Source organism: Listeria cossartiae subsp. cayugensis (assembly GCF_014229095.1).
In the GTDB taxonomy this organism is placed as follows: domain Bacteria; phylum Bacillota; class Bacilli; order Lactobacillales; family Listeriaceae; genus Listeria; species Listeria cayugensis.
In genome coordinates this window covers 514,190-540,132 of sequence record NZ_JAARZC010000001.1, presented here as the reverse complement: position 1 = coordinate 540,132, position 25,943 = coordinate 514,190, and the positions used below count along the sequence as shown (strand labels likewise).

The 25,943-nt window shown below is 38.9% G+C and carries 28 protein-coding genes and 1 riboswitch; of the genes, 7 read left to right on the top strand and 21 right to left on the bottom strand.

Annotated elements, in window-relative coordinates; all coding sequences use genetic code 11:
* Positions 1-10 precede the first annotated feature (10 nt).
* The 4 genes from HCB49_RS02720 to HCB49_RS02705 form a co-directional block, all read right to left on the bottom strand.
* Positions 11-673 (bottom strand): protein with hydrophobic anchor, encoded by a 663-nt coding sequence (locus HCB49_RS02720; protein WP_185604040.1) that lies wholly within the window; start codon positions 671-673, stop codon positions 11-13.
* Positions 674-689: 16 nt separating this feature from the next.
* Positions 690-1,247 (bottom strand): GNAT family N-acetyltransferase, encoded by a 558-nt coding sequence (locus HCB49_RS02715; RefSeq protein WP_185604039.1) that lies wholly within the window; start codon positions 1,245-1,247, stop codon positions 690-692.
* Between the two features lie 111 nt (positions 1,248-1,358).
* The gene (locus HCB49_RS02710; RefSeq protein ID WP_185480281.1) at positions 1,359-2,207 is read right to left on the bottom strand and encodes a hypothetical protein; all 849 of its coding nucleotides are present in this window, start codon (positions 2,205-2,207) and stop codon (positions 1,359-1,361) included.
* 14 nt (positions 2,208-2,221) lie between these two features.
* A complete protein-coding gene (locus HCB49_RS02705; protein ID WP_185604038.1) occupies positions 2,222-4,852 on the bottom strand; it encodes a cation-translocating P-type ATPase in 2,631 nt (876 codons plus the stop codon).
* Positions 4,853-5,076: 224 nt separating this feature from the next.
* Between HCB49_RS02705 and HCB49_RS02700 the strand changes: the two genes are divergently transcribed.
* Positions 5,077-5,481 carry a VOC family protein gene (locus HCB49_RS02700; protein WP_185604037.1) on the top strand — a complete coding sequence of 135 codons (405 nt, stop codon included), beginning with the start codon at positions 5,077-5,079 and terminating at the stop codon, positions 5,479-5,481.
* Between the two features lie 258 nt (positions 5,482-5,739).
* On the opposite strand, the gene HCB49_RS02695 is transcribed toward HCB49_RS02700, so the two are convergent.
* The 13 genes from HCB49_RS02695 to relB form a co-directional block, all read right to left on the bottom strand.
* A complete protein-coding gene (locus HCB49_RS02695; protein ID WP_185604036.1) occupies positions 5,740-6,120 on the bottom strand; it encodes a hypothetical protein in 381 nt (126 codons plus the stop codon).
* An 11-nt stretch (positions 6,121-6,131) separates the two neighbouring features.
* Positions 6,132-7,631: a T7SS effector LXG polymorphic toxin gene (locus tag HCB49_RS02690; RefSeq protein ID WP_185604035.1), complete on the bottom strand. Its 1,500-nt coding sequence runs from the start codon at positions 7,629-7,631 to the stop codon at positions 6,132-6,134.
* Positions 7,628-7,996 carry a hypothetical protein gene (locus tag HCB49_RS02685; RefSeq protein ID WP_061395798.1) on the bottom strand — a complete coding sequence of 123 codons (369 nt, stop codon included), beginning with the start codon at positions 7,994-7,996 and terminating at the stop codon, positions 7,628-7,630. The genes HCB49_RS02690 and HCB49_RS02685 overlap by 4 nt, the downstream gene beginning before the upstream one ends.
* Positions 7,997-8,281, bottom strand: a complete 285-nt coding sequence (locus HCB49_RS02680; protein WP_061395799.1) for a DUF3130 domain-containing protein — start codon at positions 8,279-8,281, stop codon at positions 7,997-7,999.
* Between the two features lie 216 nt (positions 8,282-8,497).
* Complete coding sequence (locus HCB49_RS02675; RefSeq protein WP_008947212.1) at positions 8,498-9,424, bottom strand: nitronate monooxygenase; 927 nt, start codon at positions 9,422-9,424, stop codon at positions 8,498-8,500.
* A gap of 84 nt (positions 9,425-9,508) precedes the next feature.
* Positions 9,509-10,381: an ROK family protein gene (locus HCB49_RS02670; protein ID WP_008947211.1), complete on the bottom strand. Its 873-nt coding sequence runs from the start codon at positions 10,379-10,381 to the stop codon at positions 9,509-9,511.
* Between the two features lie 136 nt (positions 10,382-10,517).
* On the bottom strand, positions 10,518-11,060 hold the full coding sequence (locus tag HCB49_RS02665) for an HD domain-containing protein (protein WP_185506218.1): 543 nt from the start codon (positions 11,058-11,060) through the stop codon (positions 10,518-10,520).
* A 67-nt stretch (positions 11,061-11,127) separates the two neighbouring features.
* The gene (locus HCB49_RS02660) at positions 11,128-11,829 is read right to left on the bottom strand and encodes a carbonic anhydrase (protein WP_070212650.1); all 702 of its coding nucleotides are present in this window, start codon (positions 11,827-11,829) and stop codon (positions 11,128-11,130) included.
* 129 nt (positions 11,830-11,958) lie between these two features.
* Entirely contained in the window at positions 11,959-13,032 is a 1,074-nt protein-coding gene (locus HCB49_RS02655) for an ABC transporter substrate-binding protein (RefSeq protein WP_185517232.1), read from the bottom strand.
* Complete coding sequence (locus tag HCB49_RS02650) at positions 13,029-13,835, bottom strand: ABC transporter permease (RefSeq protein WP_003721373.1); 807 nt, start codon at positions 13,833-13,835, stop codon at positions 13,029-13,031. Before HCB49_RS02650 ends, HCB49_RS02655 begins: the two co-directional genes overlap by 4 nt.
* Complete coding sequence (locus HCB49_RS02645) at positions 13,832-14,641, bottom strand: ABC transporter permease (RefSeq protein ID WP_003721372.1); 810 nt, start codon at positions 14,639-14,641, stop codon at positions 13,832-13,834. The genes HCB49_RS02650 and HCB49_RS02645 overlap by 4 nt, the downstream gene beginning before the upstream one ends.
* A complete protein-coding gene (locus HCB49_RS02640) occupies positions 14,641-15,735 on the bottom strand; it encodes an ABC transporter ATP-binding protein (protein ID WP_077286616.1) in 1,095 nt (364 codons plus the stop codon). Before HCB49_RS02640 ends, HCB49_RS02645 begins: the two co-directional genes overlap by 1 nt.
* A gap of 15 nt (positions 15,736-15,750) precedes the next feature.
* Entirely contained in the window at positions 15,751-16,293 is a 543-nt protein-coding gene (gene relB, locus HCB49_RS02635; protein WP_185480297.1) for a type II toxin-antitoxin system RelB family anti-toxin, read from the bottom strand.
* Between the two features lie 210 nt (positions 16,294-16,503).
* Here relB and HCB49_RS02630 point away from each other — a divergent pair, with 210 nt between their 5' ends.
* Positions 16,504-16,950, top strand: a complete 447-nt coding sequence (locus HCB49_RS02630; protein WP_185604034.1) for a hypothetical protein — start codon at positions 16,504-16,506, stop codon at positions 16,948-16,950.
* Positions 16,951-16,989: 39 nt separating this feature from the next.
* Positions 16,990-17,460, top strand: coding sequence for an isoleucine--tRNA ligase (locus tag HCB49_RS02625; protein WP_185604033.1), 471 nt, complete (start codon positions 16,990-16,992; stop codon positions 17,458-17,460).
* 44 nt (positions 17,461-17,504) lie between these two features.
* Here the strand turns inward: HCB49_RS02625 and HCB49_RS02620 are convergent, their stop codons facing one another.
* The 3 genes from HCB49_RS02620 to HCB49_RS02610 all read right to left on the bottom strand — a co-directional run bounded on the left by HCB49_RS02620 (position 17,505) and on the right by HCB49_RS02610 (position 20,822).
* Positions 17,505-19,553, bottom strand: a complete 2,049-nt coding sequence (locus tag HCB49_RS02620; RefSeq protein ID WP_185604032.1) for a Na+/H+ antiporter — start codon at positions 19,551-19,553, stop codon at positions 17,505-17,507.
* A gap of 127 nt (positions 19,554-19,680) precedes the next feature.
* Positions 19,681-20,319 (bottom strand): GTP pyrophosphokinase, encoded by a 639-nt coding sequence (locus HCB49_RS02615; RefSeq protein WP_008947202.1) that lies wholly within the window; start codon positions 20,317-20,319, stop codon positions 19,681-19,683.
* 149 nt (positions 20,320-20,468) lie between these two features.
* Complete coding sequence (locus HCB49_RS02610) at positions 20,469-20,822, bottom strand: iron-sulfur cluster biosynthesis family protein (protein ID WP_185604031.1); 354 nt, start codon at positions 20,820-20,822, stop codon at positions 20,469-20,471.
* A gap of 153 nt (positions 20,823-20,975) precedes the next feature.
* Here HCB49_RS02610 and ytvA point away from each other — a divergent pair, with 153 nt between their 5' ends.
* Complete coding sequence (gene ytvA, locus HCB49_RS02605; RefSeq protein ID WP_185604030.1) at positions 20,976-21,737, top strand: YtvA family blue-light photoreceptor; 762 nt, start codon at positions 20,976-20,978, stop codon at positions 21,735-21,737.
* A gap of 68 nt (positions 21,738-21,805) precedes the next feature.
* Positions 21,806-22,003, top strand: a riboswitch (Lysine riboswitch).
* 90 nt (positions 22,004-22,093) lie between these two features.
* On the top strand, positions 22,094-23,554 hold the full coding sequence (locus HCB49_RS02600; RefSeq protein WP_185390902.1) for an amino acid permease: 1,461 nt from the start codon (positions 22,094-22,096) through the stop codon (positions 23,552-23,554).
* Between the two features lie 50 nt (positions 23,555-23,604).
* On the opposite strand, the gene HCB49_RS02595 is transcribed toward HCB49_RS02600, so the two are convergent.
* Positions 23,605-24,066 carry a MarR family winged helix-turn-helix transcriptional regulator gene (locus tag HCB49_RS02595; RefSeq protein ID WP_185604500.1) on the bottom strand — a complete coding sequence of 154 codons (462 nt, stop codon included), beginning with the start codon at positions 24,064-24,066 and terminating at the stop codon, positions 23,605-23,607.
* Positions 24,067-24,321: 255 nt separating this feature from the next.
* Between HCB49_RS02595 and HCB49_RS02590 the strand changes: the two genes are divergently transcribed.
* Both HCB49_RS02590 and rarD read left to right on the top strand, forming a co-directional pair.
* Complete coding sequence (locus tag HCB49_RS02590; protein ID WP_003724156.1) at positions 24,322-24,852, top strand: YceI family protein; 531 nt, start codon at positions 24,322-24,324, stop codon at positions 24,850-24,852.
* Between the two features lie 106 nt (positions 24,853-24,958).
* Positions 24,959-25,879, top strand: coding sequence for an EamA family transporter RarD (rarD, locus tag HCB49_RS02585; RefSeq protein WP_185604029.1), 921 nt, complete (start codon positions 24,959-24,961; stop codon positions 25,877-25,879).
* Positions 25,880-25,943 lie beyond the last annotated feature (64 nt).

Here is a 25,943-nt window from a genome sequence, read left to right as displayed (position 1 = left end):
CCACACTTTTTTATCGTTGTTTTTTCTTTTTACGGTGTCTTCTAATAAGATAAATAAGCGCACCAATGATTGCTACAAGTAGAACCCCACCAACAATCGCAATATTTTTCACGTTTGGCACAGTGACCTCAAAATACATTTCGGATTTCTTATCAAGTGGAATATCCCAAGTCAGCTTCCCGCCATCAACACTTTTGGCATTGTTATCCCCAATCGTTGAAATCGGCAAATCCAAAACAAACGTATAATCCACTTGGCTTAAAATTTCTTTTGGAAATGGAACATCCGCCACTTCTTTTTTCCAAATTTTTTCGATGTCGATATCCGCATCTACTTTGATTTTCTGCGTGAAGAAACTTTTTGTATTGGTAATTTTCACACCAAAGTCTTCTGGTTTCATATCGCTGTTCGTTGTGTCGTTTTTATCTAGTTTCTTTTCGATATGATAGCTCGTATTTGATTTTTTATCGACTGTAAAGCCGGCTTCTTGCAGTTTTGCTACCATTTCATCGGAATAGCTCGACGCGAAAATTCCCGCTACCGTTGAAATATCGACATCGAAGGAGATAGTCGCATCGCCTTTTTTATCGACTTTTACTGTATTGGTCACATCAGCGCAACCTGCAAGGACTAGAACCAAACTAAGTACTACTGTGAAAATTATCTTTTTCATCGGCTTGCCTCATTTCTTATTTTTGCATATGTTCGTATTCGTGGCCGCTAAGGGTAATTTCCCCGGTTACGTGAAATCCTAGGCGCTCATATAATCGTTTGGCATGCGGATTTCCTTTATCGCAATTTAAGCCAACTACTTTTTCGCCATCTTCTGCGGCAATTTCTGCTAGTTTAGCAAGCAAAGCCGTTCCAACACCGTGGCCGCGGTACTTTTCGTTTGTAACAATCGAATCCAAATACCATTCACCCGGAAACGTTTCTTTATCCGCAAAAATTGGTTCCTCGTAAGTAATACCATGCTTTTTCGCGATTGCATTCCAAGGTTGATCGATTTCAGGTTCAATTTCTCCAGGATACCCCGCTAAAACGCCCGCAATATCGCCATCTTGTTCAAACACGTACAAATGTCTGTAACTATAACGGTAGTCCTCGGTCTGAATCGCTTCAATTAGCGCATTCGTAATCGCTTCTTCCGTTTCTACTTCTAAAATGGGCAATTCCATGTCTTTCCATATTACTAGTAAAAGTGGCGCAATTTTCGGCGCATCTGATTTTTTAGCTTGTCGAATCAATTTTTACATCCTCATTTCTCTTTTCATTGTATCATTTTACTATTCTTTCCATCACTCTTGCAAAAATAAAATGCTATTTAGGACCCATTGCCTCCAAATAGCATTTTATTCTTAGTTTTGTGCTACTGTTTGCAAGAAATCTACTGCTTTACTTGATAAATCTGTATCTTCCATAATTTTTGGTTCTTCTTGCGTGAGTAATTTGGTTAGTTTTTTCGCTTCTTCTTCGGTCAAATCTTCTAATGTTTTCACGCTATGGGCAATTGGTAAAACAGCGTGAATATAAGCTTTCAATGCTTCCAAACCGAGATTTTCTGTTAAAATCCCTTGGCGTAAGAGCAGTCTCGCATTATCCACCAGTTCAGTGTCCAAACTCACATCATAACCTAAATGTTGTTGTTCTGTATCGTGATTATCTAAGAAATGCACCTCGATTGCAATTTGCTCTACTTCATAAATTCGCAAACGAATCCGCATATCTGACTCAAAAACTAATTTCACGCGAAAAGCGGCACCAAGTTCTTCGTTCATCTCTACTACTTCGCCTAATAGCCATGCATGAAAAGCGAGTAATTTTTGCCGAACTTTATTATTTTTAATATGGTCTAACACATATGGAAGCACGATTTTATTCGCATCATCCGTCCAATATGTTGGCAAATCACGCCAATATTTTTCGGTATCCGCACTCGTTCCATTAACTAACAAAAGCGGATACGGATAAGCACTCATATCGCAAAATTGATTTTTTTGAAGCTCATATAAAAATGGAATCGTTTTTTTCACTGTTTTACTTTCGATTCCTAGTTTTTCAACAAGTGGTGCAATCACAATCGCAATTTCTTCAATAACTTCCTCGGCACGCAATTGCGCTTCTTCATTTCCCGGATAACGCGTGCCGATATTTTTACCAAAATTACGTTCTAATAAGGCTGCTACAACTTTTTCTGTCTCATTCATTTAGTTACCCTCCTTCAAGCTTTTGCTCTTTTTCGCTGAATAAGCTTTTGAATTTCTACAAATAGGAGTGGGAACATCGATAGGATGAATGCGAGAATCCAGTGCGTTAAGCTCATTTCTACTAAGAAGAACATGTTTGCAAGTGGTGGAATAATCGCAAGTCCTAGAATAATCAACATCGAACAAATCGCGCTAAAGAACAAGCCTCGGTTGGATAAAAATCCGATAGTGAAAATCGACTTATCACTTCTTACGTTGAAAATATGCGCGACAGATGACCATGCTAGAATAACAAACGCCATCGTCATCCCAACTTCATAGCTTGCACCAATCGATTGATTAATCGTTACAAATTGGCCAATATAAAATCCTGCAAGCGTCACAATCGTAAAGACAACTGCTTGTGTCGCCATTTTCTTCCCAAGTCCATTTGCAAAAATCCCAGCATTTTTCGGAATTGGCTTCCGCTCCATAATCGAGTCATCTGCTTTTTCACGACTCAAGAAGAATCCAGGAATCCCGTCAGACACCACGTTGATTAATAGCAACTGAACAGCTACAACCGGCGCACCCCAGCCAAGAATAATCGCAATTAACATAATGAAAATTTGTGAAAAGTTAGTACTTAATAAGAAGTAAATCGTTTTGCGGATATTCTCATAGGCTGTACGCCCTTCTTTAACTGCATCTACAATCGTTGCAAAATTATCATCTGTTATAACCATATCTGCAGCGTTTTTAGATACATCTGTTCCAGTGATTCCCATCGCAGCACCGACATCCGCTGCTTTTAGAGCTGGCGCATCATTTACACCATCACCTGTCATCGTTACAATTTCACCATTCTTTTGCCAAGCTTTGACGATTCGAATTTTATCTTCCGGGCTAACACGCGCATATACCGCGTAATCTCGAATGTTTTTCTCCAGATCCGCTTCTGACATTTCAGCAAGCTCTGCCCCAGTAATTGCTTTGTCCCCATCCGTTAAAATACCAATTTCTTTTGCAATTGCTGATGCCGTTACAATGTGGTCACCAGTAATCATTACAGTTTTAATACCCGCTTTTTTCGCCGCTAACACAGCCGCTTTACTTTCTGGTCTCGGTGGATCAATCATCCCAACCATCCCAGCAAAAGTTAAGTCGGTCTCCAGCGCCTCACTAGACAAGTCAGTCGGCATTTCCGGATATTTTTTATAAGCAACAACTAGCACCCGAAGCGCATCCTCCGCAAAACTGTCATGCACCCGCTCTGCTTCCGCTAAAAACTCCTCTGAAAAATTTACCGGAATTCTGTCAAAAGCACCTTTTGTAATGGAAAGAAAGCCGTCTTCTACTTGGTGAATCGTCGTCATAAGCTTTCTATCTGAGTCAAAAGGAAGTTCGAACACGCGTGGATATTTGGCTTCCAATGCTTTTTTCGTTGTTCCTTTTTCTTCTAGTAAACGGATTATCGCGCTTTCGGTTGGGTCACCAATGATGGTTTCTTCGCCGTCAGTTACATCAATCGTCGCATTACTGGAAAGGCTCAGCATCTCCAACACTTTCTCCTCAGCCGCATCAAACTTAGCTGTTGCTTTTATCGGCGCATGGTCTGCTGCCCAAATTTGTTGGATAATCATTTTATTTTGCGTTAATGTCCCTGTTTTATCAGAACAAATAACCGAAGTATTTCCGATTGTTTCTACTGCAGGAATTCGGCGGATAATCGTATTTTTCCGCACCATATTTTGAACCCCATAAGCAAGCGTCAATGTCACAATAACCGGCAACGTCTCAGGAACCGCTGCTACAGCTAGAGAAATCGCAATCATCAATGTTTCAATAATCGTTTCACCGTACACATACACATCAATAATAAAAATTAAAATACCTGCTAAAAGTGCTACAATACTAAGTCGTTTAGCTAATTCTTTTAAGCGAAGTTGTAAAGGTGTCATCAGTTTTGAGGTGCTGTTTAAAAGCCCAGCAATTTTCCCCATCTCTGTTTCCATCCCAATTTCCACAACAACCGCTGTGGCGCGACCATTCGTTACAAGACAGCCTGAGTAAAGCATATTCAGTCTATCTCCAATTGGTGCCTTTTCCGAAACAACCGCATTTGCGTCTTTTTCAACCGGAACACTTTCACCGGTCAACGCAGATTCCTCGACTTGCAAACTGCTGCTAGAAATTATCCGCGCATCTGCTGGAATCATATCCCCTGCAACGATTTCAATAATATCCCCTGGCACTAATTCCGTTGCATCCACTTGCATACGCACACCATCACGAACGACCGTCGTTAAATGCGCGTTCATACTTTGTAATGCAGCAAGTGCTTTCTCGGCGCTGTTTTCCTGATAAATCCCCAGCACCATATTCAAAACGACGATTCCTAAAATAACAACAACCTTCGCCCAACCATATCCAGTTGTAATTGCTAAATAGGCCGAAATTGCCGCTGCAATAAGCAACACAATCGTTGTAATTTCAACTAAGTGGTGACCAATTTTCTGAAGCAGCGACTCTTTCTTACCCTCTTCAAATTCATTTGTCCCAAACTCTGCATGTTTTTCCTTCACTTGTTCTTTCGTTAACCCTGTGTCTAAATTCGTGTGTAGTTTGCTGAGAAGTTGCTCAATTGACTCTTTTACCCAAAGCATACATCTACCTCCTACGCACCCACTCCCAAAAGCAAGTACTTACTTTATTTTGTTGCAAAAAAATATTAATTTAAATATATCCGATTTCTTATAATAATTGTATAATATATCACGTTTGTTTGCAAGTATTTTGTTTTTATTCACAAATCCTTATTAATTTGAGACATGACTTCGCAGTAGATTAGGCTTATACTAAAGCTATTAATTGTATAGGAGATGATGAGATGTCTTTTGCAGTTCCTTACTTAGTTTTTAACGGAGAAGGTCAAGATGCGCTAACATTTTATGCGGATGTGTTTCAAGCTAAAATTACAAGTGTTCAGCGTTTTAAAGAGATGAATAATTTTGATGGTGATGCCGTTTTTGGTGAGCGATTGATGCATAGCCGCTTAGCTAAAAATGGCGAAGAATTTATTTATATTACGGATGCGCCTTATGATGGTTTTACAACCGGGAACCGCGTGACGATTCTTATTAATTTTGAGTCTGAGGATGATATTAAGTATGCCTATCAAGCTTTGAGTGCTGATGGCAAAGTGGAAATGGAATTGCAAGTGGCGTTCTGGGGTTCGACTTATGCGCAGGTGACGGACCGGTTTGGGGTATTTTGGCAGCTTAATTTTGGGTGAGATTTAGAAAACCAGTTACGCCGTGTTTGGTGGGTAACTGGTTTTTGATTTGAGTAGGAAATGTATTCTAATTTACTCATAAGTTGTTATTAATTCTGTATTCTAATTCTGCTAAGCCCCTTCAACATTTTCTTTTAATCTTGAATTAGTTTTATAAGACTTAATAATGGCTCTGTAATTATTTTTCCCGCTTACTTTTCTTTGGATTATTTAGTACAGTTAACCAATCTATTTCTAACTCTCCTTCTCCAAAATTTTTCAAATCATATTTTTTAAATAGGAGATTTCTTCCTCTGTCCATTTTTTGTGAACTAGAGCATCTAGCTTTTTTAATCCTTCAAATATATTAGTCCATTCATCTGAATTTTTTACTGAAGCAATATTCCATAAAGGGCCATTTATCATTTCCAATAATTCATTTCTTAGATTCTTTGATATAGCATAAATATCTTCATCAATTATACCTTCAGAATCCAATCGTTCTAACGTATTAGGACTTAAATAGGCTACTATATCCCCTAAAAAAACTTCAAAAATATAATTATAAAGTTCTTCGTCACTCATAATTTTTATGTCTTTTCTTACTTTTAAACTATTTAAAAAACCATTAAATGAATCTCCTACTGTTAATTGTTTCATATTTACCACCTTTATTTTATTATTACTAAAGTTGCTCCATCATCTGTTGTTGGAACGTAATTATCTTCAGATTTTATCACCTTAACTCTTCCTGTTTTGCCAGATGAAAAACCATAATATGAGCCCACGTGGATTCCTTCTCCTGGATGATAAAATATCATTCCGTCTCCCTTATTAATAAACTTCCAACCATTTTTAGCAGAACCATAAGTATCTTCAATCCAGTCTGGTCCCAATATCGCATTGATTTCTTTTTTTGTACTTCCATACAGTCGTTCTGGATTGGCTATTATATCTTCAAATGATGTTGGTTTCCATTGAACATTTTCTGCTCCATACTTTTCTTTGAAATACTTATTCCATTTCTCTCCTGATACTGTCTGCTTGGTTTCAGTAGGATTGAACTTCGTTTTTGGAGTAGATTTAATATTTTCTTTAAGAACTGCTTTATTCCTCACCGCCGCAATCCCAAAGCCTAATCCTAGCGCCATATCAGTTAGTCCAGCATCATCCATCGCATCCTTCACGCTGGCTACATAAGCAGAGGACCTCAGTGTCGCCCCGGAAAATCCGGTTACTTTTTGACCATTTAAGTAGTTGACGCCGTCTTTCCATGCGTCATTTACTTTGCGTTCGAGTTCTTCACCGGAAAGATTTGTGTACAGGATAGGGTCTAACTCGGCTCCGTTCTCCTCTAGAAAAGCTTGGAGTTCTTTATTACTGGCGCGTTTGCCATTCCGTTCCAATAGCCACATCGTGACGGTTTCGCCTTTATCATTCACATACGTATAGGCGAATAACTGATAGTCTTCGAATGCTTCTGGGAAGGGATCTTTGGCGTTTTCTTTGCGTGCTTTATCCATCGCTTTTCTCATCAAACTAATCGATGCATGAACGCTTTTAGGTACAGCATAGGTGCCTGTTTTCTCATGGAAGGTCACATTTTGTTTCAGCTCTTGCACCGCTCGTCCTGTGGAGTGAATGAGTTCGGTTAACGCACTAAAAAACTGGGCGTGACTTTGTTCAAAGGCGATGTACCTCTCTAGTATATCTTCTTTTTCGATAGCTTGCAGTAATTGCGTGTGCGCACTTCTCGCTTGGACTACGTAAACTTGTTGCATATCCGGTTTCGTATTCGGTGCAGAGAGTTGGCGATGTAACTCTTCTTCTTTTCGCTTCAAACTTGCCACTTTCGCCATCGCTTCTTGAAGGATTTCCGCATCAATTCGTGCGGAAGGCGAGCTGTCCACTTGGCTACCAAACTCGCGTATGTATTGTGCTAAACGTTCTTCGCTTTCTTCTAAAGCTTCTAAAATACTTTGTGCAATAGAGGGATAACTGGAAGCGAAATAGCTTTGCGAAGCTGATACTGCTTGCCCTTTTAAACTTTTATCTTGTGCGTACTTGCTCGCTGCTTGTTGAATCCCGCGTATCATCTTTTTAGCCTCAGCATTACTGCTTCGTAATCTTTGAAGAAAGTCATTGAGTTCTGCAATGTCGATTCGACTCATTGGTTCCACTCCTTTCGCAAGGAGGCTTGTTTGGTCTCTATATCGTGCATTTCTGCTCTAGTAGTCCGCGCTTCTTCTTCCAAATGAACACGTTTTTCCGACAAATCTTTTCGCCATGCCATCGCTTCTTCGTGTTGTTGTTCTTCCAGATAGCGGTGGAAACCATTCGCTTCCTCCCCTTGCCAACCGCCTCGCAAGAAGTCCAGCAATCCTTGTTTCTCCATTTCTAATTGGCGGCTATCTTCTTCTAACCATTCTTGTTCCGCTTGTTTGCGCTTAGTCTGCCCCAGATTATCTTGTAAAACATCCTGCGCTTTTTTCACTTGTTGTAGCTGTTGTTCCAACTGGCTGTGCGTGCTGTCCATCTATCGCACCTCCAGCTGATTTATTTTCTGTCCCATCACTTGATCTTGTTTCGCATAGGCCATGCCCATTTTCTTTAATCTACCGGCATCTTGCTTGGTCACGGCTTGAAAATCTTCTACCACATCGACCAAATCAATCAACGCAGACCGTAATTGGTTGATAGAATTCGCTCGTGAGTATGCCATATTTCCACCTTTTAACGGCAAATAGCTTCCCGCGCTTTTGCTGTCTAAGTTCGAGGCGTGTTTTTGGAATGTTGCTTCGTTTACTTTTATCTCTCTCATCTTGGTGGTTCCTCTCTATGTCTAGTTTTCCACTCTTCTATTATAGCACCAGCAACGATTCCATTTTGTGATCGTTTTGTGAACCTCTGTGTATTAACGTAGCCAAATACAGAACTAATTAGTGCATTTTTAAACTTTACTTTTGTAAATGGCTTCCCAACTACACAAAAAAACAGCTATTTCTATTTAATTAAATAGAAAATAACTGTTTTTAGTTTATAATTCTAACCCAGCAATCACATTCTTAGCATCTGTCATCATCTCTTCGATAACATCTTTACAAGGTTTGATTTCTGTGATTAAACCAGCGATTTGACCGGCCATGACAGAACCGTTGTCTGTGTCGCCTTCTTGTACTGCTTTTCGTAAAGAGCCTAAAGTTAACTCTTCTAAAGTATCACGATCGGCATTTTCTTCTTCTAAACGAATATATTCTTTGATCATTTTGTTTTTAATCGAGCGGACTGGTGCGCCTGCTTTTCGTCCGGTAACCATTGTGTCGCGGTCGGAAGCTTTAATCACGGCTGCTTTGAAGTCTGGGTGTACTGGGCATTCATCGGTTGCTAGGAAGCGTGTGCCGATTTGGACACCTTTTGCACCTAAGGCTAGGGCTGCGGCGATTCCGCGACCATCGGCAATTCCACCTGCGCCAATGACTGGGATAGTAACGGCATCCACAATTTGCGGTAGAAGTGCCATCGTTGTTGTTTCACCAACATGTCCGCCTGCTTCTGTTCCTTCTGCGATAACTGCATCTGCGCCCATTTTTTCCATGCGTTTAGCAATCATCACGGACGGGACAACAGGAATCACGATAATTCCAGCTTCTTTCCAAATTGGCATAAACGTTTTTGGTGTTCCCGCTCCGGTTGTAACGATACCTACTTTTTCTTCAATAATTACTTCGGTTAGTTCTGCAATATTCGTCATCATTAGCATTAAATTGACGCCAAATGGTTTATCTGTCAGCGCTTTTGTTTTTTGAATTTCTTCGCGAAGCATATCAGCAGTCATTCCGCCTGAAGCGATAATTCCTAAACCGCCTGCGTTGGATACAGCTGCGACAAGTGGAGCTTTAGCAATTTGCGCCATGGCACCTTGGATAATCGGATATTTAATATTTAATAAGTTCGTAATGGACATCTTTTTCCTCCTGCGTTCTTGTTTGTTTTATCACATTTCAGTATATCAAAAAACAGCCCTATAAACTAGAGCTGTTTTCTGTCATTAATTCGACTCTTCCGCATCCACTGCAAGTAAGACACAGCCAGTTATCCCAGCGTCATCTTCTAGTTTTGGTGGAACGATATACTCATCTAAGTCTGGCAATTGCACATAATTATTTACGAGTGCTTTTAATTTTTGACGGACAAGTGGGAAAAGTTGGCGCTGTTTCATTACGCCACCACCTAACACGATTCTTTCTGGCGATAAGATAAGCGTATAATTCATCAAAGCTTGAGCGATATAATGCGCTTCTAAATTCCAAACTTCCTCATTATCCGCGAGTTCTGCGGCTTTTTGGCCCCAACGTTTTTCAATCGCGCCACCTGCTGCAAGGCCTTCTAAACAGTCGCTATGACTCGGGCAGCTGCCTGTGAAACGATCGCGCTTATGACGGCGCACCATAATATGTCCCATTTCTGGGTGAGAGAAACCTTCGAGAATTTTCCCAGCGACAACGGCTCCTCCGCCAATTCCAGTTCCGATTGTTAAGTAAATACAACTATCCAAACCTGCTGCCGCGCCTAGGTTTACTTCTCCTAAAGCGGCTGCGTTAACGTCCGTTGTAAAACCAATTGGGACATTAAATTCTTTTTTCATTGCACCAACGATATCATAATTGCGCCATGCTAGTTTTGGCGTTTGCGTGATGTAACCGTATGTAGCACTTGATTTTCGAATATCAATTGGTCCAAACGAGCCAATCCCGATTGCTTTTAATTCATCTTCATACTGTTTGAAAAATTGAATGACTGCTTTCATTGTTTCTGCTGGTTCCGTTGTCGGATAGCTCGCGCGTTTAATAATTTTACCTGATTTTTCTCCAATCGCTACGACAAACTTAGTTCCACCTGCTTCAATTGCTCCATAAACCATTCAAAAAACTTCCCTTCGCGTAAGTTTTATAACGCTTTCATTTTACAATAGTTTTTCGGGAAAAGAAACTTGTTTTCTAAAAACTTATAAAATTAATTCTAATTACCTAATTTAACAGATATTTAATCGTAAAATTTTACTTCTTAAAAATCCACTTCACTAGTCGGGCATATTCATCAAAGAAAGCGGGGATTTCGGCCGGATTTATCCCGTATTCCATATTATTTTTAATTCCTTCATTGTACCATTTTTGCAGTTCATAGCCGCGTTTAAAATAGCCCCAGACAGACTTACCTTCTGAGCTTAACGCATATTTGACAGAGGTTAAATTATCTAATTTATCCGCCACGATTAATGCTTTTTCTTCTAAGTTTCCAGTGCGCACTTGTTCAATCGTATGCGCTTTTCGTTCTTCCCACGATAACGTTTTATTTTCTGTATGAGAAGCTACTAAATCGGCTACTTCATCACCGAATGTTGCACGAATATCTGCATCGGTCATCTCCGTGTCCTCAACGGCATCATGCAGCAGACCAGCGACAACAACTTCTTCACGAAAACCAGCACGGCGTAAAATTCTCGCTACGTTCAAAGGATGCGAAAAATAAGGCTCGCCAGTAATTTTGCGAACTTGTCCACTATGTGCTTCAATCATCATCTGTCTCGCTTTTTCATACATAAAAAGAAGCCTCCACTCAGAATCTATGTCTATACTATACAAGATTCGAGCGAGGCTTTCTAGTTTTTTAATTGTAAAAAGTAATTTCGCGACCATTCAAATCTTGCACTGGTCGACTTGTATTGCCAATTGCTTTTTCAAATTCAGTGAAATCTTCTTGACCAAGCGTCTTCGCATTTTTTAAAACGATCCAAGTTACGCCCTCCACGGTTGGTGGTGTTGTCCGTGAACCTTGGTACGTATAGAAAACACGCTCTTCTGGCATAAATTCATTCACATCTAAAGTAATTTCCCGTTCTGTTTCAAAATCAGCAAACACTTCTGGGAAATAGGTCGGTAAATCTTTGAATTCGACATTATTTGTATTATCAATTTCCATCCAAGCACTCATTACAAGCGTTGTGCCGTCTGGTTTTTCGTGTACAAAATGCCATTCAATCGGATACATATAACCGTCAAGCAAATGCTCTGCCGGAATATGCGCATGAAACGATACAAGCGGATAATACTCGCCGTTAAAGCGTAGCCCTTGTTCTTTATCATGTGGAAAAACATGTACCGATTGTTCAATTCTTCTAATCGTATAGTCTGTTTCTTTATAGTAAAATTTCATCGTTGATGGTTTTAATTTCACAACGTCAGCTTGTTCGATATTTACTGGCGATTGCGCCTTTCCAGTATGCGCGATTTCAAAGTCAGAACAGATATGCCCCCACATTTCTGGTCCAGTCTTTTCATCGTAACCCCATAACACTTTCTCCTTTGTCATAACCATTTCTCCTTTTCGAAAAAAATTGCGTAACATTATTTTAGCGGATAGCTGATCTATTCCACAAGTAATTTGCTTAATGTTCGTGTTTTGACTTTGGTGTGAACTTGCGTGAAGATACTGGTGGCTTTATTTCCGGTACATCTTAAACTCCAAAAACAATTCATTATAATACGACAGCATTCGTTTACCGAGGTTATCATATACTTCTAAATTATTTAGTTCATCCATATCCGGATAAAAACGTTCATCACTGGAAATTTCTTTTGGTAACAATTTAACCGCTTTGGCATTTGGTGTTGCGTATCCAACATATTCAGCATTGATTGCGGCATTTTCTGGTTTTAGCATGAAGTTAATAAATTTATGCGCGCCATCGACATTTTTCGCCGTTTTTGGAATGACCATGTTATCAAACCATAAATTGGAGCCGTCTTTTGGAATTACGTATTCTAAATCTTCATTTTCACTTAACATTTCTGCCGCTTCTCCGGAGAAAGTAACCGCGACACCCGCCTCGTTGTCCGCCATGAGAAGTTTAATCTCATCGCCAACAATTGCTTTTACATTCGGTGTCATCGTTTCTAGCTTATCTCTGGCAGCTTGTAAGTGGGCTTTATTCGTATCATTCAGCGAGTAACCTAGACTATTCAGCCCAAGCCCCATCACCTCACGCGCTCCGTCAATCAGCAAGATTTGGTTCTTCAACTCAGGATCAAATAACGCATTCCACGTATCGAAATTCTTATCCGGGAACATTTCTTTATTATAAATAATGCCAAGTGTTCCCCAGAAATACGGCATCGAATATTTATTATTATCATCAAACGACAAGTCCATAAAACGCGGATCAAGGTATTTTTCATTTGGTAGTTTGGAATGATCAAGCGGAATTAGCAAATTTTCTTCTTTCATTTTACTAATCGCGTAATCACTTGGCACCGCAATATCAAAGGTCGTTCCACCTTGCTCAATTTTCGTCATCATCGCTTCATTAGAATCAAATGTTTGGTAAATGACTTTGATGCCTGTTTCTTCTTCAAATTTAGTGATGAGTGATGGATCAATATAATCGCCCCAGTTATAAATCGTCAGCGTATTACTCCCAGCGTAGCCCTCCGAACGGTTCATCGTCGTTGCAAGCAGCATCATTAGGAGCGCGACAACAATTACTGGTACAAAAATTTTCAGCAGTTGCTTCATTCTTTCGTCGCCCCCGTCCGAATATTTTTACTTGTATTGCGTTGGTTAATAAAGTAATAACCGATTACTAGAATAATCGTGAATAGGAAAATTAGTGTCGATAAAGCATTGATAGAAAGCGAAATCCCTTGTCTTGCACGGGAATAAATTTCTACGGCTAAAGTCGAGAAACCATTTCCTGTTACAAAGAAAGTGACCGCAAAATCGTCTAGCGAGTAAGTCAGCGCCATGAAAAATCCAGCTAAAACGCCTGGCATAATATACGGCAGAATCACTTTTGAAAGAACTTGCCACTGGCTTGCACCTAAGTCGCGCGCCGCATCCATCAACGTCGGACTCATTTCTTGCAACTTCGGCAAAATCATCAATACGACAATCGGAATACTAAAAGCAATATGCGACACTAGGACGGAAATAAAACCTAATTTTACGCCTAAAATCGTGAAGAAAATCAAGAAACTAGCACCGATAATAACGTCCGGGCTAACAATCAACACATTATTCAAACTTAAAAGCGAGTTTTTCGCGAATGGTTTTGGCATAAATTTAATCGCCAGCGCCCCGCACACTCCAATAATAGTTGCAATCACCGAAGAAAGTAGCGCAATTACAAACGTATTTAGCACGATAATCAGTAAGCGCGTATCTTGGAAAACTTCTTTATAATATCCAAGCGTAAAGCCACTAAAATTATGCATCGTGCCGCCTTTATTAAACGAATAAAAAATCAAATAGAAAATCGGCGCATATAAAATCACAAAAACAAGCACTAAATAAATTGTACCCCATTTACTTTTCTTCATTTACGCGCACCTCTTTTCTTTTTAGAACCGGTTAGGAACATAATTAAAATCATCGCAATAATTAAAAATACGCCAATTGTCGAGCCCATTCCCCAGTCTTGCGTGACAAGGAAATGTTCTTCAATCGCTGTTCCGAGCGTAATCACACGGTTTCCCGCAATCAAACGAGTAATCATAAAGAGTGATAGCGCTGGAATAAAAACAGCCTGACACCCTGATTTTACGCCGTCAGCAGTGAGTGGAAAAATTACTCGTCTAAACGTCGTCAAACTTGATGCACCTAGGTCGCGCGATGCTTGAATCAACGTTGGATTAATTTCCTCAATCGCATTAAAAATCGGTAAAATCATAAACGGAATAAAAATATAAGTCGATACAAATAAGAAACTAAAATCGGTAAATAAAATCTGTTTCGAGCCAATTCCAAGTATTTCTAAAAATTGATTCGCCGCCCCATATGTGCCAAAAATCCCAATAAAGGCATACGCTTTAAGCAGCAAATTGATCCAAGTTGGCAAAATAATAAGTAGCAACCACAATTGCTTATGTTTTAGTTTCGTTAACAAGTAAGCCGTTGGATACGAAATCAGCAGTGTGAAAACCGTAATTAAAAACGCATACCAGAACGAACTCGCCGTCATTTTTAAATAGACAGGGGTGAAAAAGTGAATATAATTATCTACAGTAAAATTGCCGTCAACATCAAAAAAAGAATAATACACAATCAATAAAATCGGTGCAACAACAAAAAGTAAAATCCAAAGAACATAAGGAACAAGATAAACTGTACGGGTGCGTCTATTCATTACTGCACCTCATCGTAGCTATCAAGTCGCTTATCGAATTCTTCCTCCGTTTCCCCAAGACGCATAACATGAATTGCCTCTGGTTCAAACGCTAAGCCAATCTTATCACCCACACGAACTTTTCTCGTTGTGTGAACAAGCCATTCATTTCCATCAATATCGATACAACCTACTTCATAATGCACACCGCGGAACAGCATCCAGTCCACGGTTACTTGTAGTTGACCTTTTTCAGCAGAAGTAATCTCCAAATCTTCCGGACGAATAACTACTTCGACAACTTCATTCGGGCGGAAACCTTGGTCGACACATTCAAAACGTCTTTCCACAAATTCCACTTCGAAGTCTTGAATCATTTTGCCATTAACAATGTTGGATTCTCCGATAAAATCTGCGACAAATTTATTAATTGGCTCGTCGTAGATATCAATTGGTGTCCCACTTTGTTGTATTTCGCCTTTATTTAACACAAAAATTTCATCACTCATCGCAAGTGCTTCTTCTTGATCATGCGTGACAAAAATAAACGTAATCCCAAGCCGTTTTTGTAAATCGCGTAGTTCATATTGCATTTCTGTGCGCAGTTTTAAATCAAGTGCTGATAGTGGCTCATCAAGCAAAATAACTTCTGGTTCATTGACGATTGCCCGCGCGATTGCGACACGTTGTCTTTGTCCCCCAGACATTTCGCTAATTTCTCTTTTTTCGTAGCCTTTTAAGTTAACAAAGCGCAAAGCTTCTTTTACTTTTTCGTCAATTGCTTCTTTTTTCAATTTTTTAATACGCAGTCCAAAAGCGACATTTTCATACACGTTTAAATGCGGAAATAAAGCATAATCTTGGAAAACGGTATTTACCGGCCGTTTGTTGGCTGGAATTTGATTAATTACTTTTTCACCGAGGAAAATTTGTCCTTCTGAAGCTTCTAAAAATCCAGCAATTAAGCGCAAAATGGTTGTTTTTCCGCAACCAGACGGGCCGAGTAAAGTGTAAAACTTCCCTTTTTCTATTTCAAAGCTGACATTGTCAAGCACTGGTGGATCATTGTCAAATTGTTTTGTTACATTTTCAAAACGAATAATTGTTTCTGTCACAATCATTTACCTCCCTTATAAATATGAATCTGTCGCTACTAAGATGAGTGTTGCTTGTTCATTTGATCGATTAATAATTTGGTGTTCATCTGCAGCGTGGAAATAAATTGCTTCTCCTTTTTTGGCTACATATTCATTTCGACCAAGTAGCACGGTCACTTCTCCTTTTAACACATAGGCAAAAGTTTCTGAAAGTGATGGCTCAAAGTTTTTAAAACAGCTGTTTGCTTCTATTTCAAGTAGTACTGGCTCCATTTCTTTTTCGTTCGATTCTGGAACAAGCCACTTAATTCTGTATCCTTTTTCTTCATCTTCAAAGAAAGTATGCTCTAGTTCTCCGTAAATTACTTTTTGATTATGTTCTTCTTCATCAAAGAAATCTTTCGGAGTAGAACCTAACACTTCCAAAATAGCAAATAACGTTTCAATGGAAGGAGAACTCAAATCTCGTTCTAGTTGCGAAATATATCCCTTCGTCAAATCCGTTCGTTCGCCTAATTCTTCTTGCGTCAAATTCTTACTGAGCCTCAGATTTTTAATGCGTTTGCCAATTTCCATGTCGATGTCCTTTCTTTCAAGTTTAGTGATAGTAAACCTCAAGTCATAGAAGTTTACTAATATTAAACACAAAGTTTACTTACAGCAAGCTACATTATACAACAAAGCTGCCACATGAACAATAGTTTTTTCGATTTTTTCTACGATAGACAGGGTTTGATTTTAGTGCTAGAATTTTGTTATAAAATTAACATAGGCGGACAAACAAGCATGAAAAAATATCGCTTTTCGAAAAATAATCTCAACCTATCCACAGTCATCTTAATCGTTATGTTTACCTGTTCTTTGATTGCTTTTTTGGCTCTCGCAATTACGCTGCATATGCACTGGGAATTTTTTGCTTTGCTTTTTGCATTTGCCACCACCACATTTTTCTTTCTCAAACGATTTTTTCCTGGTGACATTTCTGTTAGTGAAGAAGCGTTCTATTATAAAGAAAAACCGTACCCCTATAGCGAATATATTATCGAATGCGATGCAAAACTAATTCACTTTAAAAGTGCCTCGAGAGCATTACCATACTATCGAATCGTTATCATAAGTAGAGACACTCGTGCGGAAAAACTGATTCGAGTCTATAATGCGGCGCGTAAATATAATGATGGTGAAAAGCATTTGCAAGAAAAAATGGAAGAACTAAGTGATCAACTCAAGTAATACCAATCTTAACTAAAACTTCTTAGGTGGTACACAAATATGAGAAACTATCCTTTCTTCAAATATAATATGAATATCAAAACATTTTTTACATTCATTGTTGGCTTGGCAATTATTGGCATCGGATTTTACATTCTTTCTACTTTTGAGTCGTTGCGTATTTGGCCATTTATCGGTGTTTATGTTGTCTTTAGTCTATATATTATCTGTGTCAGCAGTACTTATTTTAATGGGACTGTTTCTATTAATAATCGCGCGCTATTTTATAAAAGAGGATTTGTAGATAAAAAATATCCTTTTAGCCAATATATGCTGGAATGTGATACAAAATTGCACGGTCGGACGATTTCGTTTCTGCCCTATTACACAATAAGCATTCTCAACTTAGAAACTGGTCAAGAGCAAAAAATTAAGCTTCGTAATGCGGCTATCGTTTTAAATAATGGCAGAAAAAATTTCCATTTAGAAATAGAAAACCTTGCTGAAGATTTGAAAAAAATTTCATCCTAAATAAAAATCCCTAAGAACGATACACGGTTCTTAGGGATTTTCTGTTATTCGATAAAATCATCATATAAATACGTTTCTATCATATTTAAATTTTGGCGTAGCTCTCGGGCTAAGTCTCTGGAAATCCCGCCTTTTTCAAACATATTTTGAATAATATCGCGTTCTAATTGGAAAGCCACTACTTGGACTTCGCGTTTCTTTTGTTCGAATTTCGCGCGTTTGCCTCGTGGACTATGTTCTTTTCTAACACGTTCTAAAAACATCGTATGTTCGGTAATTAGTGGCCCAATAATATCGGCATTTTCATCTGTTAATTGTTCTTTGAGTTTAGAAATAATTAGTATTTCGTTTTCTTCTCTTAATTTACGGATCGCTTGGAAACGTTCGCTATCTTTAGAAATACCTTTTTTCACTTTATGGGTTATTTTGCCCCATTTTTTCGGGTGAATGACAAGCATGCCTAGACGATAAAGAAACATCCATGCGGTTTTAATTTTTGTTCGGAAGCGTTGTTTAATCGCTTGTTCCATCATATTAAGATAATGCTGGTAACGATAGCTATCTGTAGCAACAATGCGTCCTTCATCGGTCATTTTTTGCGTATTTTCGCGCTCCCACTTGATAATTTCTAACCGTTTCGCGCGTTCTCTTTCGTCCATGCCTCGATTGGATTGATTATTTTGCTGTAAATCATAAATCCGTCTGCGATAATCTTCAATTACTTCATCCGTTGCCGATTTTGTTTCTGGTAAGGTCTGTTCTTTTAATTCACGAATAACATTTCTAAGAATCCGAATTCGTGTCGCTATTTCCGCTCGTTCATCTTCCGTTGTCACTTCTTCACTTTTGGCAAGTAACGGTAAAATGAATGTCGCAATGACGAGCGTGCAAAGAATGACACCCGATGCAATGAAAATAATCAATGAACGTTGCGGAAATAGTGAGCCATCATCTAAGAAAAACGGAATCGCAAGCGCACTGGCAAGCGTAACTGCCCCACGGACACCGGAAAGTGACGTTAAAATCACTGGTCTAATCTTCGGAAATTGCGTCTTTTTCTTTTGTTTTTGTCGCTGTTTCGCCCCAATACTCCATGAAATATACACCCACAGAAAACGTAGTAAAATCAGCGCAGCCGTTATCGATAAAATATAAGCCATTACTTGTAAATTGCTGCTGCCAGAATCATTCCAGACAACTTCTGTAATTGCAGGAAGCTGCGTACCTAGCAGTAAAAATACTAACCCATTTAACACAAAAATGATTACCGACCAAGTACTTTGCGAAACGACATTTAATTTTACTAATTGCGGATCCATTTTCTTTTGTTCCATTGAGTGCATAATTCCAGCCGCAACTACCGCTAAAATCCCCGAAACATGAAATTCCTCTGCAACTAAGTAAATAATAAATGGCGTTAAAATTTGGATTAACATATGGAACGTAACGTCTTCCATTCCTAGGCCTCGAACCCATTTTAGCAGTCTAAATTTCAACCAACTTAGTGCTAATCCAACTAGAATGCCGCCAATCGCAATCACAAAAAAGCTAATGCTCGCGTCCATTAAACTGAAAACACCTGTAACCATTGCAGCAATCGCAAATTGGAACGCAACTAACCCAGAAGCATCATTAATCAGTGCTTCTCCTTCAAGCAAATTCATAATCCGTTTTGGCAAATTTATTCGTCCGGAAAGTGAACTCACTGCTACTGCATCAGTTGGCGCAAGAGCTGCTGCAAGAGCAAACGCCGCCGCAAGTGGAATTGTCGGAATCATCCAATGGACAAAATAACCAATCACCACAACCGTTGCAAACACAAGGCCAAGCGCGAGAACCAAAATTGGCATTCGCATTCCCCAAAGTGCCGCTTTATCCGTCTGTCTTCCATCATTAAATAATAAAGGTGCAATAAACATCACAAGAAAAAGTTCCGGATTCAGTTGTAAATCAAAAGTAATCGGCATAATCGCGATAATCACACCTAGCCCAATTTGAATCAGCGGTACGGATACAAAGGGCACAAATCGGTTTAATAAATTAGAAATAAAAATTGCAACAAGTAGTGCTAAAACATATAAAAATATCTCCAATATGTAAAGTCCCCTTTCCTTTTTCCTCTATATTATTATGAAGCAAAATAGTTTATCCCGCAAATATAAAACAGCTTTATTTCTTTGCATCCATCCCATTCGCAAAGAAATAAAGCTAATTATGAAGTTACTTTTCTTTCTCTTTTTTGTACTTGTCAATTTGATCATTTAAGTTTTTCATTTTTTCATCTAAATGGGTGATGATTCGCGCGGCATCTTGCAATTCGTTCACTAGTTCCTCAGGCGCTTCTTGTTGATATTTGTAGTAAATTTTATGCTCCAAACTCGCCCAAAAATCCATTGCAACTGTCCGAATTTGAATTTCCACCGTCATTTTCTCAGAACGATTTGTCAGGAAAACTGGTACTTCACAGAGTAAATGCAAGCTCCGATAGCCGTTTGGTTTTGGATTAGTCACATAATCCTTTACTCGCTTAATCGTAATATCACTTTGCCCGGCAAGCATTTCATGAATTCTAAAAATATCTGATACAAAGGAACAAGTAATCCGAATTCCAGCAATATCATGCACATATTTCAAGGCGTTTTCCGGAGTAATATCGACCTGCTTCTTTTCTAATTTCGCTCCGATACTTTCTAGTGACTTCACACGTGACTTCAAATGTTCCATCGGATTATAATCATGAATAAATTGAAATTCTTCATTCAATATTTTAAGTTTCGTATTCACTTCTTCCAGCGCAAAACGGTGAAGCAGCATAACATTTCGCCAGTTTTTCAGTTCATCAACTGATGGTTGTTCCATGATGACACTCCTTCCATATGTATAAACTTCCTATTCCATGTTACTACAAAACCGAGGTCTGTGTAACTATATGTCTAAAGTTTCACCACATTCTCATGAAATTTTCATAAAAAAGCCTAGAATAAAAATTACTCTAGGCTTCTCTTCTATTATAAAGTTACTGGGCAACTAATGACCTCATCTTTATCCGTCACAAGCAACAGATTGCGGTTATAATACTGGCCATCACTTTTTAAAATCAGTGTTTTTTGCGTGTCATCATAATCAATAATCAACGCTTCTTCTAAAAAAATTTCCGTCCAACGTTTAATAAGCACTGGGCCAATGTTGGATTCAATTGCATCGTCCTCTGCAGTTTTCCCTTCAACTAATCGAAGTGTAAAAATACCGCTATTTTCACAAGAACAGCCTTCCGTATCATAATACAAATGCAACTGCCCTTCTAAATTCGACCGTAATGCATCCAGCCGATTCTTGGCGCTCTCTGTAAATGTTATATACATAACTAATCACCTCTAACTCTATTATACACCTGCCCCAGCGCGATTTCCCCTCCTCTGCTCACACACGATAAATTTCACAAGTTGGGCATTTTGGTTTTCGTTCATTTGCGTGGTATGATAGGTTTGTATGTACAAAGGGGGAGAAACACGCAGATGACCGCTTATCCAAAATTCGATGTTATTTTAAAAGCATTAAATTTGTCTAGCGTAGGAGTAATTATTACAGATCCTGAGCAACAAGATAATCCAATCATTTATGTAAACAGAGGGTTTGAAAATATTACTGGTTATGCGAAAGAAGAAGCTATTGGCTCCAATTGTCACTTTTTGCAAGGAGATGACACTGACAAAGAAGAGGTTGCAAAAATCCGTCAAGCCATAGACCAAAAATCCACTGCGAATGTTTTACTAAAAAATTACCGAAAAGATGGCACTTCTTTTATGAATGAACTTACGATTGAACCGATTTACGATGATAATGCGCATTTGTATTTTGTCGGCATTCAAAAAGATGTAACAAACGAACACGACTATCAACTGGAACTCGAAAAATCGTTACGCGAAATTGAGAAACTGTCCACGCCGATTGTTCCGATCAAAGAAAATATTTGTGTATTGCCACTAATTGGCTCTTTGACACATGACCGTTTCCAGCATATGTCAGAATATGTGAGCGAGTATATGGATTATGGCAAAGAAGATTATTTGATTATGGACCTTTCTGGGCTAGCTGACTTTAATGAAGACGCGGTGATGAACCTCGTGAAGTTCCACGGATTTATGAAATTAACTGGTGTAGAGCTAATTATTACCGGGATTTCACCTAAATTTGCCATGACTTTAATTCGCTACGAAGAAAGTCTAGCCAGCCTAACTACTTATAGCACTATCAAAGAAGCCCTACAATTTTACTAAAACGTATTGCAAAATAGCCCATTTTCCGTTATTATGGGTAAATAATCAAATATAAACCCTCATCCAAATGGTGAGGTAGAGGTTGCGAGATTCACTAGTAATTTTTTCGAGGCGAAACAAAGACGCCACTGACAAAAAATGAACAGGTTGATCGCCGAAGTGACTATTTTCTCTTTGTTTAGAAATAGTTGTTGGGACAGTTTCCTAAAGGGGCTGGACTGCTATAAGAATTTGTCGAAATTTCTTATAGGTGTGCTATCTGACAAATTGATGTTGGTAAAATACGTAACAGCCAATTTCTTGCAGATTGGCTGTTTTTTGCGCACTTCCTCTGATAAAAGAAAGGGAGATTAATAGTGAAAAAAGAAACACACGGCGAAATACGTCGTGACTTAAAAACAAGGCATCTATCTATGATAGCGATTGGTGGCTCGATTGGAACTGGCTTATTTTTAGCGAGTGGGAATGCGATTCATACAGCCGGACCAGGCGGAGCATTAGTTGCTTATATCGCAATTGGAATTATGGTTTACTTTTTAATGACAAGTTTAGGAGAAATGGCCACGTATATGCCGGTTTCTGGTTCGTTTAGTACGTATGCTAGTCGATTTGTTGATCCGGCTTTTGGTTTTGCACTGGGGTGGAATTATTGGTTTAACTGGGCGATTACGCTGGCGGTCGATATTTCTACTGCGGCGATTATTGTTCAATTTTGGTTGCCGAACACCCCTGCTTGGTTGTGGAGCGCGATTTTCTTATTGTTGATTTTCGGTTTAAATGCACTATCGGTAAAAGCTTACGGAGAATCGGAGTATTGGTTCTCAATTATTAAAGTAGCAACGGTTATTATTTTCCTTATCGTCGGTGTACTTACAATTGTCGGAATTCTCGGCGGCGAAGTTATTGGTTTTTCTAACTTTACGGCAGGAGATGCCCCGTTCAAAGGTGGATTTTTCGCGATATTAGGTACGTTCTTGATTGCCGGATTTTCTTTCCAAGGGACGGAAATGGTTGGAATCGCGGCTGGTGAAAGTGCTACTCCAGAAACTAGTGTACCAAAAGCGATTAAACAAGTTTTCTGGCGGATTTTATTGTTTTACATTTTCGCGATTTTCATTATCGGGATGATTATTCCTTATACTAATCCTAATTTACTTAGTGCCGAGGCGACAGATGTGGCAATTAGCCCATTTACACTTGTGTTCGAAAAAGCTGGCCTTGCGTTTGCGGCTTCGGTGATGAATGCGGTTATCCTAACTTCTGTGCTATCCGCTGGTAACTCAGGTCTTTACGCTTCAACAAGAATGCTTTGGGCAATGGCTCGTGATAAAAAAGCACCTAAATTTTTGGGTAAAGTAAACCGTCGAGGTATTCCGATGGCGGCTTTAATCGTCACTACGATTGTTGGCGCGATGACGTTCATTACAACGCTCACGGAAAATGGTACGGTCATTTATACGTGGTTGCTATCTGCATCTGGTTTAACTGGATTTATTGCTTGGGTTGGAATCGCGGTTAGTCATTATCGTTTCCGCAAAGCTTTTGTTAAACAAGGTCATGACCTAAACGAACTAAAATATAAAGCGAAATTCTTCCCATTCGGGCCAATTTTAGCGTTAATTTTATGTATTTTAGTTATTGTTGGTCAGGATTACGCGGCGTTTTTAAAACCAGAATTCACCAACGCGGCTTGGTGGCAAAAAATCGGTATTTCTTATATCGGCCTCCCTATTTTCCTTGTTTTCTGGTTATCGTATAAATTTACCAATAAAACAAAAGTCATTCCACTGGAAGACTGCAAATTTGATCAAAAATAAAAAACATCTCTTGTTCATTCATTTTTACTTGAATGATACAGGAGATGTTTTTACTTACTCTTTTTCAGCAAGGTTTCTACTTTTTTATTAAGGCGAATTAAATCTTCTATTTCATTTTCGGAAAGATGTTCGAATACTTTCATCATCGCTTTGTACATAAAAGCGTTTGCAGTGGAGCGTTTCGATAATTCTTCTCCTTTTTTAGAGAGCTTCAATTTTAAATCCATGCTGTCACTTGGAATTGTTTTATTTAATTTCACTACTAAACCTAGGCTAATTAATCCGTCCACATTTGCTGCTGCAGAGCTTCCTGTGATGATTAGTCGTTTCGTTAAATCTGCCATCGAAATTCCTGGCGTGCTGTAAATCACATTTATCATCGCAAGTTGCTGAATGGTTAGTCCTAAACTCGCCGCGTTCTGATCCGCATATCCCGCAGAAATCCGTTGAATCGACCAATACGTCTTTAATAGTTCACTAATATTTTCTGTATCTGTATTAATTCCTACCATCATCCAACCTCCTCTTTTAACCTATTCTACGCACTTTGGCAGAAAAACTCAATCATATTTACGAAAAAAACATATTTGCATTACGTTTTAATAGTTGCTTATTAAAAGTAAGTGTGATATAGTTTACTCATAAACAGTTAAGCAATTGCTTTTCTAAGGCGTAAAAGTATTTTTTCAAAGGTTTAAGCTTAATTGATTTGGGCTAGATTATAAGAGAATGCTTTTATAAAAAAACATATTTGGAGGAATGAAACAATGACAGTAGAAAAATGGAACGTAGACCCAGCGCATAGTTCAATCGAATTTCAAGTAAAACACATGATGGTATCAAAAGTAAAAGGTGCATTTAGCGATTTCACAGCAGACATCGAAATGGATCCAGAAGATTTAACATCGGCTAAATTAAACTTCTCCGTTGCAGCAGCTTCCGTTGACACTCGCCAAGCGCAACGTGATGGACATTTGAAAAGCGAAGACTTCTTTAATGTAGAAAAATATCCAAACGTGACTTTTACAGCAACAAAAATTACTGCTGATGGCGACGATGAATATGAAGTGACTGGTGACTTAACTATTCGCGACGTAACAAAACCTCTTACACTAGAAGTAAGCTACGAAGGAACTGGAAAAGATCCAAACACTGGTAACATGGTAGCCGGCTTTGAAGCAAAAGGTAAATTCAACCGCAAAGACTTTGGCCTTAATTACAATGCTGCGTTAGAAACTGGTGGCGTACTTATCGGTGACGAAGTAAAATTAAACATCCAAATCGAAGCAAGCAAATAATAAAAAAAACTACGAATAGCTAGCCTATTCGTAGTTTTTTTTGTAGCTTTATTCGCCCTTTTAAGCTAAAATAGTTCTATTGTTTAAAAAGGGGGCTAACATCGCTATGGAAAATAAACAAAACGGACTGCTAGGCGGAATCATCGCTGGAGCTCTCGCGTACGTGTGTTGGGGCGTTCTTCCAATTTACTGGAAGCTAGTTACAAATGTCCCACCAATGGAGATTTTGGCCTATAGAATTATTTGGTCTTTTATTTTTATGCTATTTTTGATCGTTTGTTTGCGAAAATCCTCGATGGTTTTTCAAGAAACAAAAGATGTGTTGCTTAAACCAAAGACGCTTATCGCCATTATCGCGGCGGCTTTTTTAGTTACAGCAAACTGGTATTTATTCATTTACACGGTGAATAGTGGTCACGTGACGGAAGCAAGTCTTGGTTACTACATAAACCCACTTGTAAACGTCTTGCTTGCAACGGTTATTTTAAAAGAACGATTAAGTCGTGGGGAAATTATCGCCGTTATTTCTGCAACTATCGGTGTCTTGATTCTTACTTGGCATCTTGGTTCCGTTCCTTGGGCGGCAATTGGTATGGCCGTGACATTCTCGCTATACGGACTAATTAAAAAGGTCGTTTCTGTGTCTGTTTGGACCGGGTTAACGCTTGAGACAATGATTATTACACCATTCGCGCTCATTTATGTGGTCTTTTTCGCAACAAATGGATTAATGCAATACGCAGCGCAAACCAATATTATTTTAGTTGGTGCTGGTGTCGTCACAGCAATCCCGCTACTTTTATTTGCTACTGCCGCGAAGAAAATCAGCTATACAATGGTCGGATTTCTACAATATATCGGACCAACACTGATGCTCGCACTCGGCGTCTTACTATTCAAAGAAAGTTTCGATCACATCCAATTGTTCGCCTTCATGTTCATCTGGCTAGCGCTAATTATCTTCACGATTTCCCACATATACTCTGCAGCCAAAATCAAACAACTAGCAAACGCCGCAAAAAAATAAATGTTTTCAGGTCCCCTCTTTCGGGAATAATTCTTTTATCAAGCGAGAATCTATTCCACAAAAA

What these genes read in the sequence shown, in the direction of transcription:
- HCB49_RS02670 (WP_008947211.1), bottom strand. Translation starts at nt 10,381, where the DNA reads ATGGTTTATGGAGCAATTGAAGCAGGTGGAACTAAGTTTGTCGTAGCG.
- HCB49_RS02655 (WP_185517232.1), bottom strand. Translation starts at nt 13,032, where the DNA reads ATGAAGCAACTGCTGAAAATTTTTGTACCAGTAATTGTTGTCGCGCTC.
- HCB49_RS02645 (WP_003721372.1), bottom strand. Translation starts at nt 14,641, where the DNA reads ATGAATAGACGCACCCGTACAGTTTATCTTGTTCCTTATGTTCTTTGG.
- HCB49_RS02680 (WP_061395799.1), bottom strand. Translation starts at nt 8,281, where the DNA reads ATGAGAGAGATAAAAGTAAACGAAGCAACATTCCAAAAACACGCCTCG.
- HCB49_RS02705 (WP_185604038.1), bottom strand. Translation starts at nt 4,852, where the DNA reads ATGCTTTGGGTAAAAGAGTCAATTGAGCAACTTCTCAGCAAACTACAC.
- HCB49_RS02675 (WP_008947212.1), bottom strand. Translation starts at nt 9,424, where the DNA reads ATGTCCATTACGAACTTATTAAATATTAAATATCCGATTATCCAAGGT.
- HCB49_RS02690 (WP_185604035.1), bottom strand. Translation starts at nt 7,631, where the DNA reads ATGAGTCGAATCGACATTGCAGAACTCAATGACTTTCTTCAAAGATTA.
- ytvA (WP_185604030.1), top strand. Translation starts at nt 20,976, where the DNA reads ATGACCGCTTATCCAAAATTCGATGTTATTTTAAAAGCATTAAATTTG.
- HCB49_RS02595 (WP_185604500.1), bottom strand. Translation starts at nt 24,066, where the DNA reads ATGGTAGGAATTAATACAGATACAGAAAATATTAGTGAACTATTAAAG.
- HCB49_RS02710 (WP_185480281.1), bottom strand. Translation starts at nt 2,207, where the DNA reads ATGAATGAGACAGAAAAAGTTGTAGCAGCCTTATTAGAACGTAATTTT.
- HCB49_RS02615 (WP_008947202.1), bottom strand. Translation starts at nt 20,319, where the DNA reads ATGGAACAACCATCAGTTGATGAACTGAAAAACTGGCGAAATGTTATG.
- rarD (WP_185604029.1), top strand. Translation starts at nt 24,959, where the DNA reads ATGGAAAATAAACAAAACGGACTGCTAGGCGGAATCATCGCTGGAGCT.
- HCB49_RS02660 (WP_070212650.1), bottom strand. Translation starts at nt 11,829, where the DNA reads ATGACAAAGGAGAAAGTGTTATGGGGTTACGATGAAAAGACTGGACCA.
- HCB49_RS02625 (WP_185604033.1), top strand. Translation starts at nt 16,990, where the DNA reads ATGAGAAACTATCCTTTCTTCAAATATAATATGAATATCAAAACATTT.
- HCB49_RS02630 (WP_185604034.1), top strand. Translation starts at nt 16,504, where the DNA reads ATGAAAAAATATCGCTTTTCGAAAAATAATCTCAACCTATCCACAGTC.
- HCB49_RS02590 (WP_003724156.1), top strand. Translation starts at nt 24,322, where the DNA reads ATGACAGTAGAAAAATGGAACGTAGACCCAGCGCATAGTTCAATCGAA.
- HCB49_RS02685 (WP_061395798.1), bottom strand. Translation starts at nt 7,996, where the DNA reads ATGGACAGCACGCACAGCCAGTTGGAACAACAGCTACAACAAGTGAAA.
- HCB49_RS02720 (WP_185604040.1), bottom strand. Translation starts at nt 673, where the DNA reads ATGAAAAAGATAATTTTCACAGTAGTACTTAGTTTGGTTCTAGTCCTT.
- HCB49_RS02650 (WP_003721373.1), bottom strand. Translation starts at nt 13,835, where the DNA reads ATGAAGAAAAGTAAATGGGGTACAATTTATTTAGTGCTTGTTTTTGTG.
- HCB49_RS02700 (WP_185604037.1), top strand. Translation starts at nt 5,077, where the DNA reads ATGTCTTTTGCAGTTCCTTACTTAGTTTTTAACGGAGAAGGTCAAGAT.
- relB (WP_185480297.1), bottom strand. Translation starts at nt 16,293, where the DNA reads ATGGAAATTGGCAAACGCATTAAAAATCTGAGGCTCAGTAAGAATTTG.
- HCB49_RS02695 (WP_185604036.1), bottom strand. Translation starts at nt 6,120, where the DNA reads ATGAAACAATTAACAGTAGGAGATTCATTTAATGGTTTTTTAAATAGT.
- HCB49_RS02610 (WP_185604031.1), bottom strand. Translation starts at nt 20,822, where the DNA reads ATGTATATAACATTTACAGAGAGCGCCAAGAATCGGCTGGATGCATTA.
- HCB49_RS02665 (WP_185506218.1), bottom strand. Translation starts at nt 11,060, where the DNA reads ATGTATGAAAAAGCGAGACAGATGATGATTGAAGCACATAGTGGACAA.